Annotated in this window: 16 protein-coding genes; 10 read left to right on the top strand and 6 right to left on the bottom strand. The window is 74.1% G+C overall.

The genetic code is table 11. The features are described from left to right. Positions 1-4: 4 nt before the first annotated feature. From IW256_RS22120 to IW256_RS22090, 7 genes are all read left to right on the top strand, one after another. Entirely contained in the window at positions 5-1,012 is a 1,008-nt protein-coding gene (locus IW256_RS22120) for an ABC transporter permease (RefSeq protein WP_231403882.1), read from the top strand. Positions 1,013-1,014: 2 nt separating this feature from the next. Then, positions 1,015-2,004, top strand: a complete 990-nt coding sequence (locus IW256_RS22115) for an ABC transporter ATP-binding protein (protein WP_197012796.1) — start codon at positions 1,015-1,017, stop codon at positions 2,002-2,004. Continuing rightward, the gene (locus IW256_RS22110; RefSeq protein ID WP_197012795.1) at positions 1,997-3,025 is read left to right on the top strand and encodes an ABC transporter ATP-binding protein; all 1,029 of its coding nucleotides are present in this window, start codon (positions 1,997-1,999) and stop codon (positions 3,023-3,025) included. Before IW256_RS22115 ends, IW256_RS22110 begins: the two co-directional genes overlap by 8 nt. 11 nt (positions 3,026-3,036) lie before the next feature. Next, entirely contained in the window at positions 3,037-3,900 is an 864-nt protein-coding gene (locus IW256_RS22105; protein WP_197012794.1) for a spermidine synthase, read from the top strand. Between the two features lie 209 nt (positions 3,901-4,109). Beyond that, positions 4,110-6,080 carry an ATP-binding SpoIIE family protein phosphatase gene (locus tag IW256_RS22100; RefSeq protein WP_197012793.1) on the top strand — a complete coding sequence of 657 codons (1,971 nt, stop codon included), beginning with the start codon at positions 4,110-4,112 and terminating at the stop codon, positions 6,078-6,080. A gap of 139 nt (positions 6,081-6,219) precedes the next feature. After that, a complete protein-coding gene (locus tag IW256_RS22095) occupies positions 6,220-7,356 on the top strand; it encodes a zinc metalloprotease (RefSeq protein WP_197012792.1) in 1,137 nt (378 codons plus the stop codon). Then, the gene (locus IW256_RS22090; protein ID WP_197012791.1) at positions 7,353-7,694 is read left to right on the top strand and encodes a hypothetical protein; all 342 of its coding nucleotides are present in this window, start codon (positions 7,353-7,355) and stop codon (positions 7,692-7,694) included. The genes IW256_RS22095 and IW256_RS22090 overlap by 4 nt, the downstream gene beginning before the upstream one ends. A gap of 97 nt (positions 7,695-7,791) precedes the next feature. On the opposite strand, the gene IW256_RS22085 is transcribed toward IW256_RS22090, so the two are convergent. Then, positions 7,792-8,271: a peptidoglycan-binding domain-containing protein gene (locus IW256_RS22085; protein ID WP_197012790.1), complete on the bottom strand. Its 480-nt coding sequence runs from the start codon at positions 8,269-8,271 to the stop codon at positions 7,792-7,794. Between the two features lie 365 nt (positions 8,272-8,636). Here IW256_RS22085 and IW256_RS22080 point away from each other — a divergent pair, with 365 nt between their 5' ends. Then, on the top strand, positions 8,637-9,266 hold the full coding sequence (locus tag IW256_RS22080; RefSeq protein ID WP_197012789.1) for a hypothetical protein: 630 nt from the start codon (positions 8,637-8,639) through the stop codon (positions 9,264-9,266). A gap of 21 nt (positions 9,267-9,287) precedes the next feature. Here the strand turns inward: IW256_RS22080 and IW256_RS22075 are convergent, their stop codons facing one another. From IW256_RS22075 to IW256_RS22055, 5 genes are all read right to left on the bottom strand, one after another. Next, a complete protein-coding gene (locus IW256_RS22075) occupies positions 9,288-10,487 on the bottom strand; it encodes a VldE C-terminal domain-containing protein (RefSeq protein WP_307828997.1) in 1,200 nt (399 codons plus the stop codon). A gap of 171 nt (positions 10,488-10,658) precedes the next feature. After that, entirely contained in the window at positions 10,659-11,489 is an 831-nt protein-coding gene (locus IW256_RS22070; protein ID WP_197012788.1) for a DUF4253 domain-containing protein, read from the bottom strand. 107 nt (positions 11,490-11,596) lie between these two features. Continuing rightward, the gene (locus tag IW256_RS22065; protein WP_197012787.1) at positions 11,597-11,767 is read right to left on the bottom strand and encodes a hypothetical protein; all 171 of its coding nucleotides are present in this window, start codon (positions 11,765-11,767) and stop codon (positions 11,597-11,599) included. Between the two features lie 14 nt (positions 11,768-11,781). Next, positions 11,782-14,184: an ABC transporter permease gene (locus tag IW256_RS22060; protein ID WP_197012786.1), complete on the bottom strand. Its 2,403-nt coding sequence runs from the start codon at positions 14,182-14,184 to the stop codon at positions 11,782-11,784. Further along, positions 14,181-14,915 carry an ABC transporter ATP-binding protein gene (locus IW256_RS22055; RefSeq protein WP_197012785.1) on the bottom strand — a complete coding sequence of 245 codons (735 nt, stop codon included), beginning with the start codon at positions 14,913-14,915 and terminating at the stop codon, positions 14,181-14,183. The genes IW256_RS22060 and IW256_RS22055 overlap by 4 nt, the downstream gene beginning before the upstream one ends. A gap of 168 nt (positions 14,916-15,083) precedes the next feature. Between IW256_RS22055 and IW256_RS22050 the strand changes: the two genes are divergently transcribed. Continuing rightward, positions 15,084-16,319, top strand: coding sequence for a sensor histidine kinase (locus IW256_RS22050; RefSeq protein WP_197012784.1), 1,236 nt, complete (start codon positions 15,084-15,086; stop codon positions 16,317-16,319). After that, entirely contained in the window at positions 16,307-16,945 is a 639-nt protein-coding gene (locus IW256_RS22045) for a LuxR C-terminal-related transcriptional regulator (RefSeq protein ID WP_197012783.1), read from the top strand. Before IW256_RS22050 ends, IW256_RS22045 begins: the two co-directional genes overlap by 13 nt. Positions 16,946-16,971: the final 26 nt, after the last annotated feature.

Below are 16,971 nucleotides of genomic sequence, written 5' to 3'. Positions count from 1 at the left end.
GACGATGAAGGATGCGGACGGGCCGGACGGCCCGGACCTCACGGGACTCGGCGGCCCGGGCCCGTCCACCGGCGGTGAGGGCGCGGGCGGTGCCGCCGCCCAGGGCGCGGCGGCGGCGGCCGTGGCGGGGGCGGGCGGCCCGGTGGGCGTCGCGGCCGGCGGGCGCCCGGCGTCGCTGTGGCAGGACGCCTGGCGCGACCTGCGGCGGCGCTGGGTGTTCTGGTGGGCGACGGCGGTCCTGGCCCTGGTCGGCGTGATGGCGGTGGCGCCCGGCCTGTTCACCGACCGCGGCAAGAACGAGGGCTGCGACCCCAACGCCGCCCGGCTCGGCCCCGGCGGCGACCACCCGTTCGGCACCGACCTGGCCGGCTGCGACTACTTCGCGCACGTGGTGCACGGCGCCCGGCCCACCCTGATGATCGGGGTCGCGGTCACGCTGTTCGCGCTGCTGATCGCCATGGTGTTCGGGATGCTGGCCGGCTACTACGGCGGGCTGCTGGACACCGTGGTCGCCCGGATCACCGACGTCTTCTTCGGGCTGCCCTTCGTGCTGGGCGCCACCGTCATCCTGGTCGCCTTCCCCGGCCACGGGATCGGCGCCATGACGCTGGTGCTGGTCCTGCTGGGCTGGACCACCATGATCCGCATCATGCGGGCCCAGGTGATCGCCGTCCGGGACGCCGACTACGTCCAGGCCGCCCGGCTGCTGGGCGCCTCGGACCGGCGGATCATGCTGCGGCACATCCTCCCCAACGCGCTCGCGCCGGTGATCGTGGTGGCCACGCTGAACGTGGGCAACGTCATCTCCGGCGAGGCCACGCTGGACTTCCTCGGCGTCGGCCTGCAGTACCCGCAGGTGTCCTGGGGCCTCCAGCTCAACCTGGCGCAGTCCTACTTCGTCGAGCATCCGCACCTGCTGGTGTTCCCCGCGGTGTTCCTGTCGGCGACGGTGCTGAGCTTCCTGCTGCTCGGCGACGCCGTCCGGGACGCCCTCGACCCGAAACTCCGGTGACCATGCCAGAAGAAGCGCCGCTGCTGGAGGTGGCGGACCTGCACGTGGAGTTCCGCGTGCGCGACCAGGACGTCCGGGCCGTCAACGGGCTCTCCTACACCCTCACCGAGGGCGAGACGGTCGCGATCCTCGGCGAGTCGGGATCGGGCAAGAGCGTGGCGGCGCAGGCGGTGATGGGGATCCTGGACAGCCCGCCCGCGCGCGTCACCGCGGGCTCGGTGCGGCTGCGCGGGCAGGAGCTGCTGAACCTCCCCGAACGGCGCCGCCGCGCCTACCGCGGCGAGCGGATCTCGATGATCTTCCAGGACGCGCTGACGGCGCTCAACCCGGTCTTCACCGTGGGCGACCAGATCTGCGAGATGTACCAGGTGCACCGCGGGATGCGGCGCAAGGAGGCCAGGGCCAGGGCGGTCGAGCTGATGGAACGGGTGCGGATCCCCTCGCCCCGCGAGCGGCTCGGCGACCATCCGCACCAGTTCTCCGGCGGCATGCGCCAGCGCATCATGATCGCGATGGCGCTGGCGCTGGAACCGGACGTGCTGATCGCCGACGAGCCCACCACGGCCCTGGACGTGACCGTCCAGGCCCAGATCATGCGGCTGCTCGCCGACCTCCAGGACGAGCTGCGCATGGGCATGGTCCTCATCACCCACGACCTGGGCGTGGTCGCCGGGGTCGCCGACCGCATCGTGGTCATGTACGCGGGATCGGTGGCCGAGCAGGCGCCCGCCCGCGACCTGTACGCCCGGCCCGCGCACCCCTACACCGCCGGGCTGCTGGCCTCGGTGCCGCGGCTGGACCGCAGCGGCGAACGGCTCGTGCCGATCAAGGGTGCGCCGCCCAACCCGGCCGCGCTGCCCCCGGGCTGCCCGTTCCGCCCCCGCTGCCCCCGGGCCGAGGCGGTCTGCGGCGAGCGCCGCCCGCCGCTGGTGGAGGTGGCGCCCGGCCACGCCGCCGCCTGCCACTTCGCCGAGGAGGTGCACCGTGGCTGAACCGTCCGCCGCAGCGGACCGGGACCGCCCGATCCTGGAGGTCGAGGGGCTGGTCAAGCACTACCCCGTCACCCAGGGCGTGCTGATCAAACGGGAGGTGGGCCGGGTCAAGGCCGTCGACGGCGTGGACCTGGAGCTGCGCCGCGGCGAGACCCTCGGCGTGGTCGGGGAGTCCGGCTGCGGCAAGTCCACGCTCGCCCGGCTGCTGCTGGCCGCCGAGCGGCCCACCGCGGGCACGGTCCGGTTCGAGGGCCGCGACGTCTTCGCGCTGCCGCGCCGCGAGCTGCGGGCGCTGCGCCGCCGGATCCAGATGGTGCTGCAGGACCCCTACTCGTCCCTCAACCCGAGGATGACGGTCGGCGACATCGTCGGCGAGCCGTTCGCCGTCCACCCCGAGGTCGCGCCCAAGGGGGAGCGGCGCGCCCGCGTCCAGGAACTGCTGGAACTGGTCGGGCTGGACCCCGACCACGTCGGCCGCTACCCGCACCAGTTCTCCGGCGGGCAGCGCCAGCGCGTCGGCATCGCCCGCGCCCTGGCGCTGCGCCCCGACGTGATCGTGTGCGACGAGCCCGTCTCCGCCCTGGACGTGTCGGTGCAGGCGCAGGTGATGAACCTGCTGGAGGAGCTGCAGGCCGAGCTGGGGCTGGCGTACGTGTTCATCGCGCACGACCTGGCCGCCGTCCGGCACATCTCCGACCGGATCGCGGTGATGTACCTCGGCAAGGTCGTCGAGACGGGCGACGAGCGGCAGATCTACGAGGACCCCACGCACCCCTACACCCAGGCGCTGCTGTCGGCGGTGCCCGTTCCCGATCCGGAACCGTCCGGGCCGGACCGGCGGATCGTGCTGGAGGGCGACCCGCCCTCGCCGCTCGACCCGCCGTCCGGCTGCCGGTTCCGCACCCGCTGCTGGAAGGCCGGGGACGTGTGCGCGGACGAGGAGCCGGCGCTGGTGGAGCGGCCCGGCTCCGCCCACCCCAGCGCCTGCCACTTCGCCGCCGTACGCGAAACCGCGTCGTAGGGTGGGGAACCATGGCACGGAAGGCGAAAGGGGCCCGGGTGCACCTGGACGTGCACCCCGTCGCCGGCGGCGAGGCGGAGCTGCTGCGCGACGCCGACCGTGACGGCGGGTGGGTGCTGTGCGTGGGCGGCGTGCCCCAGTCCTACGTCGACCTCGACGACCCCACCTACCTCGACTTCGAGTACATGCGGCTGATGGGCGACGTGGTCGACTGCCTGGCGCCGGAGGGGCAGGCCCTGGACGCCGTCCACATCGGCGGCGCCGGCTGCACCCTGCCGCGCTACATCGCCGCGACCCGGCCCGGCTCGCGCCAGGTGGTGTTCGAGCCCGACGCGGAGCTGGTGCGGCTGGTGCGCGAGCGGCTTCCGGTCAAGAAGGTCCCCGGCCTGAAGATCCGGATCGTCGACGGGCGGTCCGGGACGGCCGCCCTGCCCGACGGGGCCGACGACCTGCTGGTGATGGACGCGTTCGCGGAGGCGTCCATGCCGGTCGAGCTGGCCACCCGCGAGTTCACGCTGGAGGCGGCGCGGGTGCTGCGGCCGGGCGGGGTCTACCTGATGAACGTCGCCGACGGGTTCCGGCTGCCGTACGCCCGGCGGGTGGCCGCCACCGTGCGGTCGGTGTTCCGGCACGCGCTGCTGCTCGGCGAGCCCGCCGTGCTGCGCGGGCGGCGGTTCGGCAACCTCATCGTCGCCGCCTCGCGGGAACCGCTGCCGGTCGCCGAGCTCACCCGGCGGGCCGCGGGCGGCGCCGTCCGCGCCCGGCTGGTGGAGGGCGACGACCTCGGCGCCTTCTGCGGCGGCGCCGCGCCGCTGCACGACGGCGAGGACGTCCAGGCGCCGGTGCCGCCGCCGCAGGTCTTCGGGCGCCCGTAGTCACGGAGGGACGACCGCGGAACGGGCACTGACCGGCGCGTTTTCACGGCACCGGGCCTGACCTGCGCGGCGGCTCATTAGCTCATCGAATATGTGGGGAACGCCCCGCGCGGTACCGGCGCGCCCGCCTTCGCGGATACGCCTCGGAGACGCGCCCAATGTCCCATAATTGAGCGATGCAGTCGTCCACCCGAATTCTTATTCTCGGCATGGATGCGTCGGGCGAAATCCTCCAGTTCGATCGCAACGCCGCGGCCGTGCTGGCCGACGCCCCCGAGGATCTGCTGGGCGCGAAGCTGGGAGAGGTGATCCCCGGAGCACAGGTCCCGCTGGACGAGGCGCTGCGATTCGAGCGCGAGCGCACCACGATGCTCACGGTCGAGTCCCGCCAGGGCGCCACCTACGACGCCGTGGTCACCGTGCACCCGATGAACGGGAGCAGCCCGGACCTGGCCGCGCTGGCGGTCGTCCGCGTGCCGGTCCCGCTGGCCGACCGCTTCCTCGACCCGGCGGTGATCCGGCGCGCCCTGCTGGAGGACTCGCTGCCGCGCCTGGGCTCCACGCTCGACCTGGAACTGCTGGCCCGCGGGCTGATGAGCGTCCTGGTCCCGCACTTCTGCAACGCCGGCGCCCTGCTGCTGCTGGAGAGCCTGGTGGACGCCGACGAGCCTCCGCCGCAGTCGCTGCGCGGCGGGTCGCCCGCGCTGCGCCGGATGGCGGTCGCCTTCGACGACGGCGACCAGGCGTGGGACGCCACCTTCCCCACCGGCGAGGTGTTCAGCTACCCGGCGGGCACCCCGTACGTGCGGTGCATGGAGACCGGCGCCCCGGTGCTGCTGGGGCTGGGCGGCGAGGGCGCGGCGCGGATCGCCGAGGCATGGCGCCGCCCCCCGGTGGGCGACCTGCTCAAGGGCGCCTCGATGCTGATCCTGCCGATCTTCGCCGACGGGTCGATGCTCGGCTTCTTCGTCTGCACCCGCAACGTGGCGCACCGCCCGTTCGACGCCTACGACATCGAGATCGGGATGGAGTTCGCCAGCCGGGCCGCGATCTTCATCGAGAGCGCCCGCCGGTACGGCCGGGAACGCGCCACCGCGCTCACCCTCCAGCGGAGCATGCTGCCGACCGGGCTGTCGGCGCCGTCCTCGGTCGAGGTGCACCACCGCTACCTGCCCGGCAGCCGCCTCATCGAGGTCGGCGGTGACTGGTACGAGTCGATCGCGCTGCCCGGCGGCCGGGTCGCCCTGGTGGTCGGCGACGTGGCGGGGCACGGCGTGCGGGCCGCGGTGACGATGGGCCGGCTGCGCACCGCGATCCACACCCTGGCCGCGCTGGAGCTGCCGCCGGCCGAGGCGCTGGAGCGGCTCGACTCGCTGATGCGCACCATGGGCGAGCGCGAGCCGCACTTCGCCACCTGCGCCTACGTGGTCTACGACGCGGTGACCGGGCGCTGCGAGGTGGCCAGCGCCGGGCACCTGCCGCCGCTGCTCGCGCCGCCGGACGGCGACGCGGCGTTCCTGGACGTGCCGCCCGCCCCGCCGCTGGGCATCGGTGATGACCCCATCGTCACGCGCGAGTTCACCGTCGAGGACGGCACGCTGCTGTTCCTCTACACCGACGGGCTGGTGGAGAACCGCGCCCGCGACATCGACGACGGACTGGCCCGGCTCCGCCGCACCTTCGCCCGCGGCGCCGCGGCCCGCCCGCTGGAGGAGCTGTGCCAGGCGGCGCTGGACGGGGTGTTCGACGACCAGCACCGCGACGACATCGCGATGCTGGTCGCCCGGCTGTGCCGCATCCCCGACGACCACCACGTCTCCTGGGAGCTGCCCGCGGATCCGGCCGCGGTCCGGCGCGCCCGCGGGCTGATCCGCGCCCGGCTGGAGGGCTGGGGCCTGGGCGAGCTGTCGCCCGCCACCGAGCTGCTGGCCTCCGAGCTGGTCACCAACGCGATCCAGCATGCCGGCGGCCGGCTCACCCTGCGCCTGGTGCGCGAGGGCGGGCTGGTGTGCGAGGTCTTCGACGCCTCCGACGGCCGTCCCCGGATCCGGCACGACGAGGAGGCGGGGATGGCCGAGTCGGGCCGTGGCCTGCACGTGGTGGGCCGCCTGGCGCAGCGCTGGGGCGTCCGCCGCACCTCCGGCGGCAAGGCGGTGTGGGCCGAGCAGGAGCTCCCCTAGAGCCGCAGGCTGGGAATTTAGGGGGGATTGGGGCTCTATGGGGCTTATCTGGTGACCGGGGGTCGGGTAGGGCTAGCGACGCAGCGGGAGTAGACCCGCGAGCACGACGCGGGCCCCGCACGAGTCGGAAGGACCCGCGATGACCGAATACAACCCCTACCCGGTGCCGAGACGTGACCTGTGCGGAGCCATGCACGTCCACCGCCGCCTGCTGAACGAGAGCATGACCTACCGCGCGCAGCGGGCGCGGATCGAGAACCGGGCGCTCCAGTACGCGACCGGACGGCGCGCCTCCGTGCGCACAGGGGTGCTCACCGTTCCCGTCGTCGTCCATGTCGTGCACCACCCGGACGTCCCCGAGCAGAACATCGGCGTCGAGCAGATCCACAGCCAGATCGACGTCCTCAACCGGGACTACCGGGCCGCCAACCCGGACGTGTCACGGGTGCCGGACGTGTGGAAGCCGCTGGCCGCGGACGCCCAGATCGAGTTCGCCCTCGCGACGGTGGATCCGCTGGGCGCCCCGACCGACGGGATCGTCCGGGCCGAGACCGGGCAGGCCGAGTTCGACGTCGACGACGGGGTGAAGTCCAGCGCCACCGGAGGCTCCGATCCGTGGCCGACCGACCAGTACCTCAACATCTGGGTCTGCCGGCTGGGCGGCGGCCTGCTGGGCTACGCGCAGTTCCCCGGCGGCCCCCCGCAGACCGACGGCGTGGTCATCCTGTACACGGCCTTCGGGACGACCGGTACCGCCGCGGCCCCGTATGACGGGGGCCGTACCGCCACCCACGAGATCGGCCACTGGCTCGACCTCTTCCACATCTGGGGCGACGACGACGGCGCTTGCAGCAACGACGACCGGGTGGCCGACACGCCGAACCAGGCGGACTCCAACATGGGCAAGCCCTCCTTCCCGCATGTCACGTGCGACAACGGCCCGAACGGCGACATGTTCATGAACTACATGGACTACGTCGACGACGACTCCATGTTCATGTTCACCCGGGGGCAGCGCGAGCGGATCAACGCCTGCCTGGAGGGGGCGCGGGCATCGTTCCTGGTCGCGCGCCAGGCCGCGCCCGCCAAGGAGCCCGCCAAGGAGCCCGCCAAGGAGCCCGCCAAGGAGCCCGCCAAGGAGCCCGCCGTGCCCGGCGCCGCGGCGCACGACGGCGACGTCGAACGGCTCCTGCACGACTCCGAGCGGCTGACGCGGGAGGTCCTCAACGACATCCAGGACGCCCTCGGGCTCGTCGGCCACCGCTCCGGCGGATGAACGGGCGGCGGAGTGAGGGCCTGGCCGGTCCCGGGCCCGACCCTACGGGCGCCTGGATCCACGCGTTCGAGGAGGACACCCCGGACGCCGCGGTGTACCGGCCGGCCGAGCATCCGTTCCGTCCCGCCCGGCGCCCGCGGCGTCGTCTCGAGTTCCGCGCGGACGGCACGTTCGCCGAGCGCCGTCCGGGGCCTGACGATCGCCTGTACGAGATACGGGGCCGCTGGGAGAGGCAGGGGCCGGGCCGGATCGCCGTCAGCTTCCCCGGAGGCGGCGGCACGGCCTTCGGCATCACCGTCCTCTCCCGGTCCGGTGACAGGCTGGAGGTCGCGAGATGAGAACGGCGGGCCCCGCCCGCGTGGCGGGCGGGGCTCTGTCGCGAGGTTTCCCGGCATCCGCGAGATTTCGCGGCCTGTCCCGGGAAGTCCGGTCGTGTCAGGCGGGTATCGCCGCCCTCTCACGCCAGGCGGCGTCCCAGGTCCGGTAGTCGACCCTCCCTGTCACGGGCAGGCCCAAGGCGCTCTGCATGGACCTGCACACGTCGGCGGTCTCCTCGTCGTAGGCGCCGTCGATGTTCCTGATCGTCCAGCCGCGGCTGTCCACCTGCTTCTCCCATGTCCTGACGGCCTCCCCGTAGGAGCCGACCTGCAGCACATCGGGAGGTGCCGGCGGAGGCACCGTGCCGGGTGCCTCCCACGCCGCCCTCCAGGTGATCGGGCCGACGACGCCGTCGGGATCCAGGTAGTGCTCGCGCTGGAAGTTCTGGCAGACGCGCCGGCTGATCGGGCCGTACTCCCCGTCCGGGGCGATGTTCCAGCCGCGCGCCCTCATCTGCTGCTGCCACCGCTGGACGCCGGGACCTCTCGTGATCGGCGGGTACTTCATCAGTGGCGGTTGGAACGGTGGTGCCGACATCTTCTCTCCTTCGGTTCCGTCATCACTGGCTTTTCACCAGCACAACAGTGTGCAGGATGAAAGGACCACCAATGAGAGCATATTTCGGTTTGGTGTCGCACGATGGATGTGCCCCGTGGGGTGTCACAGAGGTGGTGCTTTCTCTCGTGCAAGGCATGGCAATCTTTCACCCAATTGACATTGACCGGACGCGCCGTGGCCATCGAAGCTGGGAAATATGGGATGTATTACACGTGACTCCTCGTCTCCGCCGGAGGATGAAGATGGCCGCGGACGCGAACGAAGGGCAGGAGAGCCGAGGGGGTGGTGACGACCTGGCGCAGGTCCGAAAGGACGTGTCCTTCCTGGCTCCGGGCGGAGCCCCGGTGGAGGACGAGGAGGGGCGGCTCACTCTCCGCATCGTGGGCGATGTCGGAGAGAGGAGGCGTACGAGGGCGAGCGCCCGGAAGAAGCTGAGGAACCGGCTGGACGACGCGATCGGCGAGGCTCCCGACAGCCCCGTGGGTGTGCTCCGATCCCTGATCGCGGAATGTGATCTGCATGCCTATGACAGCCGGCACAGCAGCAGCCTGTGGGGCAGGGCCTACTACATTCTGGGTCTTCCGGCGGCCATTCTCGCCACGGTTTCGGGAGCCACCGGTCTCGCCGACTCCGCCGGTCGTGTGCCGGCCGCGGCGATAGCGCTCTGCGCGGCCGGTCTGGCGGCCGCGGCGACCTTTCTGAACAGTGATGAGCAGCGGCGTAGCAACAGGTCGCTCGGCGCCGCCTGGCAGCAACTCGCCGACGACGCCCGCATGTGCCTCCTGCAGTTCACGGAGAACGAGGCGAGCAATATGTTCACCGGCGACGGTGACATGAGCGATAAGAGAAGGATCCTCGCCAAGAAGAACCTTCTCGAACAGGTGGTCCTCTTCAACCGCAGGAAGAGCGCCCTGCTGATGGGCGATCGAGCGCTCGCCGACGAGCAGGCGGGCCGGGATCGGCGGCGGGAGTGAGGGGTCCGCCCTCGCGGGCCCTCAGCGCAGCACGGAGATGTGCACGTGGTCGTAGTGGTTCTGGGTGATGCTGCCGCGGTCCTCCATGCGCCGCCAGCCGCCGCCCCGCACGTTCCAGATGTGCTGCTTCCAGATGACGTAGGAGACGCCGAGGCGGCGGGCGTTGGCGACGACGTACGCCGCCATCTGGTCGCCGTGCCGTACCGCGCCCGCGCTCGGCATCCGGCCGCCGACCGACTCCATGAAGTCGCACGCCCGGCCGACCCCGTGGTCCTGGGCGTCGGCGCCGCTGCGGTAGCAGCCGATGACGGGGAACGGCCCGAACATCCCGCCGACCTCCATCACCAGGTTCCGCATGGTGGGCGTCATCGTGTTCCCCGTGATGGGGGAGCGGGTCCCCTGGGCGCCGTCGGGGCGTCCGATGAGCTGTGGCCGCTTGCGCGCCGCCTTGTTCGAGGAGGGGGTGTTCGTCGTCGCGTTGAGCTGCGCGATCCGCGTGCCGCGCGGCAGGACGCGCTTGAGTTTGGCGGTCAGGGCCTTGGCGTCGGCCTTGGGCGCGCTGACCACCAGCGCGTTGCCCTGGGGCATCCCGAGGGCGCGCGCCTGCGACCGTGAGACGACCGCGTCGACGTCACCGATGCCCATGGCCGCGTACGCGCCCACCCGGACCTGTCCGGGCCGGTCGCTGCGCCCGGCCTGGACGACGCCGCCCAGCGGGAGCGCGCCCTCCTGGCCGGCGGTGAACGACACCGCCAGGCCGCCGGAGGCGACCGTCCGCCACAGCTCGTCGGACTCGGCCGACTGCGGCGGCGCGAACGCCCGGAACGACGACGGGTCGACTCCGAGCAGCCCCATCCGGCGGCCCGCGACCTGGGCGCGGGCGGCGTCCACGACGGTGACTCCCGCGACGCCCTTGAGCCGCCGTGCCCGTTCCACCGAGCCGGCCGGCAGGGAGGTGTCGCCGGCGATGAGCAGGTGCGGGGTGTAGCGCCTGGTGAGCGGCCTGACGGTGGGGGCCTGGAGGCCCGAGCCGCCGGTGACCGACACCAGCCGGTCCCCTCCTCGCGGCCCGCCGTCGTCCGCCCGCCTGGAGACGACCACGGCGACATCGGCGATCAGCGTGCCGGCCAGCGCCGTCCCGATGATCCCCGGCAGCACCCGGCCCCGCCGGTACGCCCCCGCCCCGTTCGCTCCGCCCCTGCCTGCCCCGCGCGTGCGCACCCGGCCTCCGTCCATGTCCCAGCGTGCCCGGTTCGGAGCGAGGAGGGGCTCGCCGCCGATATGTCCGTGCGCCGCATATTAGACAGCGGGACGAATGCGCCGCCACCCGGAGAGCGCCGGGACGGCCCCGCGGCCCGGTGGAGAGGCGGCGAATGCCCCGGAGGTCGGGGGTCAGTCCCACCAGAAGGACCACCAGGTCTTGCCGCGGATCTCCTCGGCGTAGCCGGTGAGCGTGCCCGGCCCCTGGAAGAGGATGTCCGGGCAGAAGGCCCAGTGCTCGGCCGCCACGTGCACGGCGTGCCGGGTGGTCACCGGCGGGGCGGCCACGCTCAGTTCGAGGGTGTTGAAACCGAGGCCGATGACGCGGGCCCCGAAGCGGTCCTCCCAGCTGCGCACGACGGCGGCGAGGGGCGCGGTCCACTCGTTGTGGTTCAGCGCGCCCTGCCAGCCGATCGCGGCCAGGGCGTCGGCGCCCCGGTCCACCGCGACCAGGCCCAGCGAATGCTCGCGCCGCGCCAGGACCCGCGCGTGCCGGTCGGCCACCGTGCCGGGGTCCTCCAGGAGGTGGCCGGGCTCGGCCGGCCCCGGGCAGTGCAGCCCGAACGGGGCGAGGTCGTCGATGTCGTCCTCGGACGCCTGCTCCGACCAGTCGCCCCACACCTCGTACATGAACGCGCCGGGGGCGTAGTTGGCGACGTCGGCGACGGGCTCGGGCGCGACCTGCCCGGCCGCCCACGGCTGGTCGGTCTCGTCCAGCAGCAGCGGCCACAGCCCGGACTCGGGGTGCCTGGCCCGCAGCCGGGCCCACAGCTCACCGCCCACCGGCTCGTCGCTGATCCAGAACGCGGGCCGCAGCACCGCCTGGTGCTGCGGGTAGCCGGGGTCCGGCCAGACCACCTCCCCGTCGGGCAGCCCGACCGGCAGCGTCCGCTCGACGGTGGCGTCGGCGAACAGCTGAGGCAGGTCGCCCGGCAGGTCCAGCCGGAGCTCAAGGTCGTCCATCTCACGCCGTTCCGGTACACGTCATGCCAACAGGGGATCTTGGCACTCCGGAGATGTTAACGGCGCGGGCCGCGCCGGGGGGACCTCCCGCCGGGTTAGGCCGCCGATCAGCCGTTCCGGCGGCCCCGGGCCAGGTACTCGATCAGCAGGGCCAGCATCCCGGCACCGGTGAGGGAGCCGATCACGATCTGGTACCAGGTCCCGCCGAGCAGCGTTCCGGCCAGGACGTTGATCAGCAGCAGTACGGCGAACAGGGTCCAGCGGACGTTGGTGTTCACGATGCACCTCTCGGTCAGGGGGCTTCGGGGGATTCCCGGCGCAGCAGGACGCGGGCCGGGAGGATCATCGCGGCGGCGCCGGAGCCCCCCACGACGATCAGGATGAGGGCCGCCGGCAGCGGCGGCACCCAGGGCAGCGGCAGCCCGGTGACGGCGGTGGCGAACGACATCAGCGTCACCGCCGCGATCAGCGATCCGGTGGCCGCGCCGGTGCCCAGCACGATCGCCGCCTCCAGGCGCAGCGACCGCAGCACCTGCCGCCGGGTCGCCCCCGCCAGCCGCAGCAGCGCGAACTCGCGGCGCCTGGCGGCGGTGGCCAGCGCCAGGGTGGTGACCAGCCCGATCACGACGAACCCGGTGACGGCCGCGGTCACCACCCGGGTCATGAAGCCTTCGAGGCGCAGCCCGCGCGACCGGTCGGCGGCGAACGCCTCGGCCGTCACCACACCGGCCCCGGCGTAGCGGGCGGCGACGGGCCGCAGATCGGCCCGGCCCCGGACGAGCACGTGGTCGTCCAGCGGGGAGGAGGAGTGCGCGGCGACCAGGTCGCGGGGGAGGAGCACGTCGCCGAGGCCCAGCCCGCGCTCGTAGATCGCCGCGACCCGCGGCCTGATCGCGGTGCCGTCGGCCAGCCGGAGGGGCACGGCCTGCCCCACCCGGATCCCGCCCGCCACGTCCCGGCTCAGCGCGACCGCCCCGCCGCGCAGGCCGTCCAGGCGCCCGGAGACCACTCCGGGGTCGGTCGTGCGCTCCAGGCCCTCGGGGCTCACGCCCCGGGCCGGCAGCGACCGCAGCTGCTGCTCGCCCAGCTCGCGGACCGCCATGACCACCGTGGTGCCGCGCACCGCGGTCGCCGCGGTCACCCCCGGCGTGGCGCGGACGGCCCGCGCCACCTCGGCGGGCAGCCCGGGACCGGCCGAGACGACGACCTGGTCGGCGCGGGTCGCGGCGCGCGCCTGCTCGTCCGTGGCCCCCACGACCGTGGAGTGGACGAACAGCTGCGTGCCCGCGAAGGCCACCGCGAGCGCCACCGGGGTCAGCACCGACCCGGCGCGCAGCGTCGCGGCGCCCGCCGCGTGCGCGGCCAGCCGCCCCGCGACCGGGTCCAGCCTCCGGGCCGGACCGCCGAGCACCCGGACGCCCCCGCGGGCGATCACCGGGCTCAGGAACGCCGTGGCCACGATCAGCGAGATCACCAGGCCGCCGACCGAGGCCACCGCGCCGGGGCCGGACGTCAGCGCCGACGCGCCCAGCGCGTTCACCCCGAGCACGAGGAAGACGACGCCCGTGATCACCCGCCACCGCGGCGGTCCGCCCCTCTCGGCGGCGGCCTCGCCCAGCGCCTGGACGGGCCGGATCCGTGACAGGCGCAGCGACGCCAGGAGCGCGGACACGGCCGCCGCGACCGGCACCACCAGCAGCGCCGCCAGCGGGGGAGCCGGGCTCAGGCTCAGGCCGAACCCCTCCGGCAGCACGTCCCTGCCGATCATCGCCGCGTGCAGCGCGGTGCCCAGGGGCAGGGACAGGATCCCCCCGACCAGGCCCGCCCAGACGGCGAGGCGGACGTTCTCCCGGACGATCCCGGCGCGCACCTGCCGGGGCGTCGCGCCGACCGCCCGAAGGAGGGCCAGCTCGCGACCGCGTTCCCGGATCGACAGCGCGATCAGGCCGCCTCCCACCAGCAGGACCATCATCACCGCCAGGGTGGCCAGCGAGGCGGCCATGTCGATCATGTCGGGGCGGGCCGCCGCCACGGCGACGTCCTCCGCGTCGCCGCGCTCCGCCCCGGTCGCCACCGTGAGACCCGGCACCGCGGCGCGCAGCCGCCCGGCGTCCACCGGCCCGCCGGCCAGGACCACCAGGGCGTCGGCCTGCCCGGGACGCCCGCTGAGCGCCGCCGCGGTCCGGGGCTCGAAGTAGGCCCCCGAGGCCACCAGCCCGGTGACCGTGAACGGCTGGGGAGCCCCGCCGATCTGCAGCAGCGCGCGCTGCCCCACCCTCGGCCCCGCGCCCGCGGCCAGGGCGACCTCACCGGGGGAACGCGGCGCGCGTCCCTGCTGGAGCCGGGCCAGCGCGCTCCACCCGTGGCCGGTCAGCGCCGTCCCGCCGGTGGCCGTCACGGGGAACGACACGTCCGCGACCACGTCCCGCACGCCGGGCACGGCCCTCAGGCGCTCCGCCGCGGCGGCGGGCACACGCGGGCGCTCGGTCACGGGACGGCGCTGGGTCTCCTCCTCCGAACCGAGTAGCCTCACCCGCTGGGACACCTCCCGCGGGCCGGTGACGACGGCCGCGGCGCCCGCGTACCGGTCGGCCGGGGCGTGCGCCCGCAGCGCCGATTCCAGCAGCACCCCGCAGCATCCGATCAGCGCGGCGGCGAACGCCAGCACCAGGAAGATCCCGTACCGCGCCTTCACAGCTCCTCCCAGCGGGCGAGCACCCCGGCGACGGTGGGCCGGACCAGCTCGTCCACGATCCGGCCCCGGTCGAGGAACACCACCGAATCGGCCCACGCGGCGGCCACCGGGTCGTGGGTGACCAGCACGATCGTGCGCCCGGCCGCGTCCACCGCCTCGCGCAGCAGCCGCAGCACGTCCCGCGCCGTCCGGGGGTCCAGGGCGCCGGTGGGCTCGTCGGCGAACACGACCTCGGGCTCGGTGATGAGCGCCCGCGCGATCGCCGCGCGCTGCTGCTGCCCGCCCGACAGCTCCGAGGGCCGGTGCCCGGCGCGCTCGGTCAGCCCCACCCGCGCCACGACCTCGGCCAGCCGCCGGGGATCGGGCGGCCGGCCGGCCAGCCGCAGCGGCAGCCCGATGTTCTCCTCGACGCTCATCGACGGGATCAGGTTGAACGCCTGGAAGACGAAGCCGATCCGTTCCCGGCGGAACCGGGTCCGCCCGGCCTCGCCGAGCCGCCCCAGCTCCACCCCGCCGATCCGGACCGTTCCCCCGCTCGGCCGGTCCAGGCCCGAGGCGCAGTGCAGGAAGGTGCTCTTCCCCGACCCCGAGGGGCCCATCACGGCCGTGAACCCTCCGCGCGGGAAGGCCCAGGTGACCTCGTCCAGCGCCGTCACCCGGCCGAAGGTCCTGCTCACGCGCTCCAGCCGTACCGCGGCGCCGTCACCCGCCGGGGGCGCCGGCGCCGTCATCGTGTCTCTCGGATCCTCAAGCCTGTTCACAGGATCGAACGTAGATCCGCGGTGCCGCCCGCCACATCGGCGCGTACTCCCGTCTCGATGGTGGAGCGGGCTACACCATGAAGAGGGGGGCCGGCCGCGATGCGTCCACCGTTCGCCATCCCCTACCTTTCAGGGGACATGGGACTGAGACCGGCACTGAGGCGCAGCGGCGCCGCCACGGTGTACCTGGCCGTGGGGCTGCGCACCGCGCTGCCCGCGACGCTCTTCTCCGCGGTCGTTCCGCTGGTCGCGGTGCTCGCGGTCCTGTTCATCGCCCTGCCCTGGCTGCCCGACCTGATCAAGCCGGTCCGCGCGCTGGCCCGGATCGAACGGCGCCGCGCCCGCGAGGCGCTCGGCCGGGAGATCCCCGAGCCCTACGAGCCGCCGCGGGGGACGGCGGTCGAGCAGACCGTCCGGCTGCTGGGGGCGTCGTCCACCTGGCGCGACCTGCTCTGGCTGACGCTGCACGGCTGGACCGGCCTGATCATGGCCGTGCTGGCCGTCGGCATGTGGCCGTCGATCCCGGCCTCCCTGTCGCTGCCCCTGTGGTGGTGGGCGGCGCCGGAGGGCTCGCAGTCGGCGTTCATCGTCCTGGACGGCTGGACCAAGGCGCTGACCCTGCCGTTCCTCCAGGCCGCGCTGTACGCCGCGATCCTGTTCTGGCTGGTCCCGCGGTTCGCGCGCTGGCAGGCGATGCTCGCGGGGTTCCTGCTGCGCCCCACCCGCCGCTCGGCCCTGACCGAACGGGTCGAGCTGCTATCGACGACCCGCGCGGAGGCCATCGAGGCCCACGGCGCCGAGCTGCGCCGCATCGAACGCGACCTGCACGACGGCACCCAGGCCCAGCTCGTCGCCGTCGCCCTGCGGCTCGGCCTGGCCGACCGCCGCTTCGACGCCGATCCCGACGCCGCCCGCGCCCTCTTCCTCCAGGCCCGCGACGGCGTCGAGGACGCGCTCACGCAGCTGCGCACCGTCATCCGCGGCATCTACCCGCCGATCCTGTCGGACCGGGGGCTGGACGGCGCCGTCCGCGCGCTGGCGGCGGGCCTGCCCATCCCCGTTCACCTGGACCTGCCCGGCGAGGGCCGGGTGCCCGCCGCGGTCGAGGCCGCCGCCTACTTCGTCGTCGCCGAGGCCCTGACCAACATCGCCCGGCACAGCGGCGCGTCGCGCGCCGAGGTCTCCCTCCAGCGCGCCGCGACGTGCCTGCGGGTCCGCGTGCGGGACGACGGCGAGGGCGGCGCCGACCCGGACCGGGGCAGCGGCCTGGCCGGGATCCGCCGCCGCGTGGCGGCGCTGGACGGGACCACCCGGATCGACAGCCCCGCCGGCGGGGGAACGACGCTCGAAGTGGAGCTGCCGTGCGCATCGTGATCGCCGAGGACAACGTCCTGCTGCGCGAGGGCCTGGTGCTGCTGCTCACCACCGGCGGCCACGAGGTCGCCGCCGTCGCCGGCAGCGGCCCCGACGTGCTGCCCGCGCTGCTGGAGCACCGCCCCGACGTCGCGGTGCTCGACGTCCGGCTCCCGCCCGGCTTCCGCGACGAGGGGCTGCGCGCCGCGATCGCCGCCCGCAAGGAGATCCCCGGCCTGCCCGTCCTCGTCCTGTCCCAGTACGTGGAGGAGACCTACGCCGCCGAGCTCCTCGCCGGGGGCGCCGAGGGGATCGGCTACCTGCTGAAGGACCGCGTCGGCCGGGTCGAGGAGTTCCTGGACGCCCTCCACCGCGTCGCCGGCGGGGGGACCGCCCTGGACCCCGAAGTGGTCTCCCAGCTGATGACCACCCGCCACGACCCCCTCCAGGCCCTCACCCCGCGCGAACGCGAGGTCCTCGCGCTCATGGCCCAGGGCCTCGACAACGCCACCATCGCCACCACGCTCGTCATCACCGAGCGTTCCGTCAGCAAGCACATCGGCGCCGTGTTCGCCAAGCTCGGCCTGCCCCACACCGACTCGGGCCACCGCCGCGTCCTGGCCGTCCTCGCGTACCTGAACTCCTGAACCGCCCGGCCGGGGTGATCTCGGGG

Origin of the sequence: Actinomadura viridis, assembly GCF_015751755.1 — a bacterium.
GTDB lineage: Bacteria > Actinomycetota > Actinomycetes > Streptosporangiales > Streptosporangiaceae > Spirillospora > Spirillospora viridis.
Note: the sequence above shows the minus strand (reverse complement) of the source record. Positions and strands in the feature narration are given on the sequence as shown.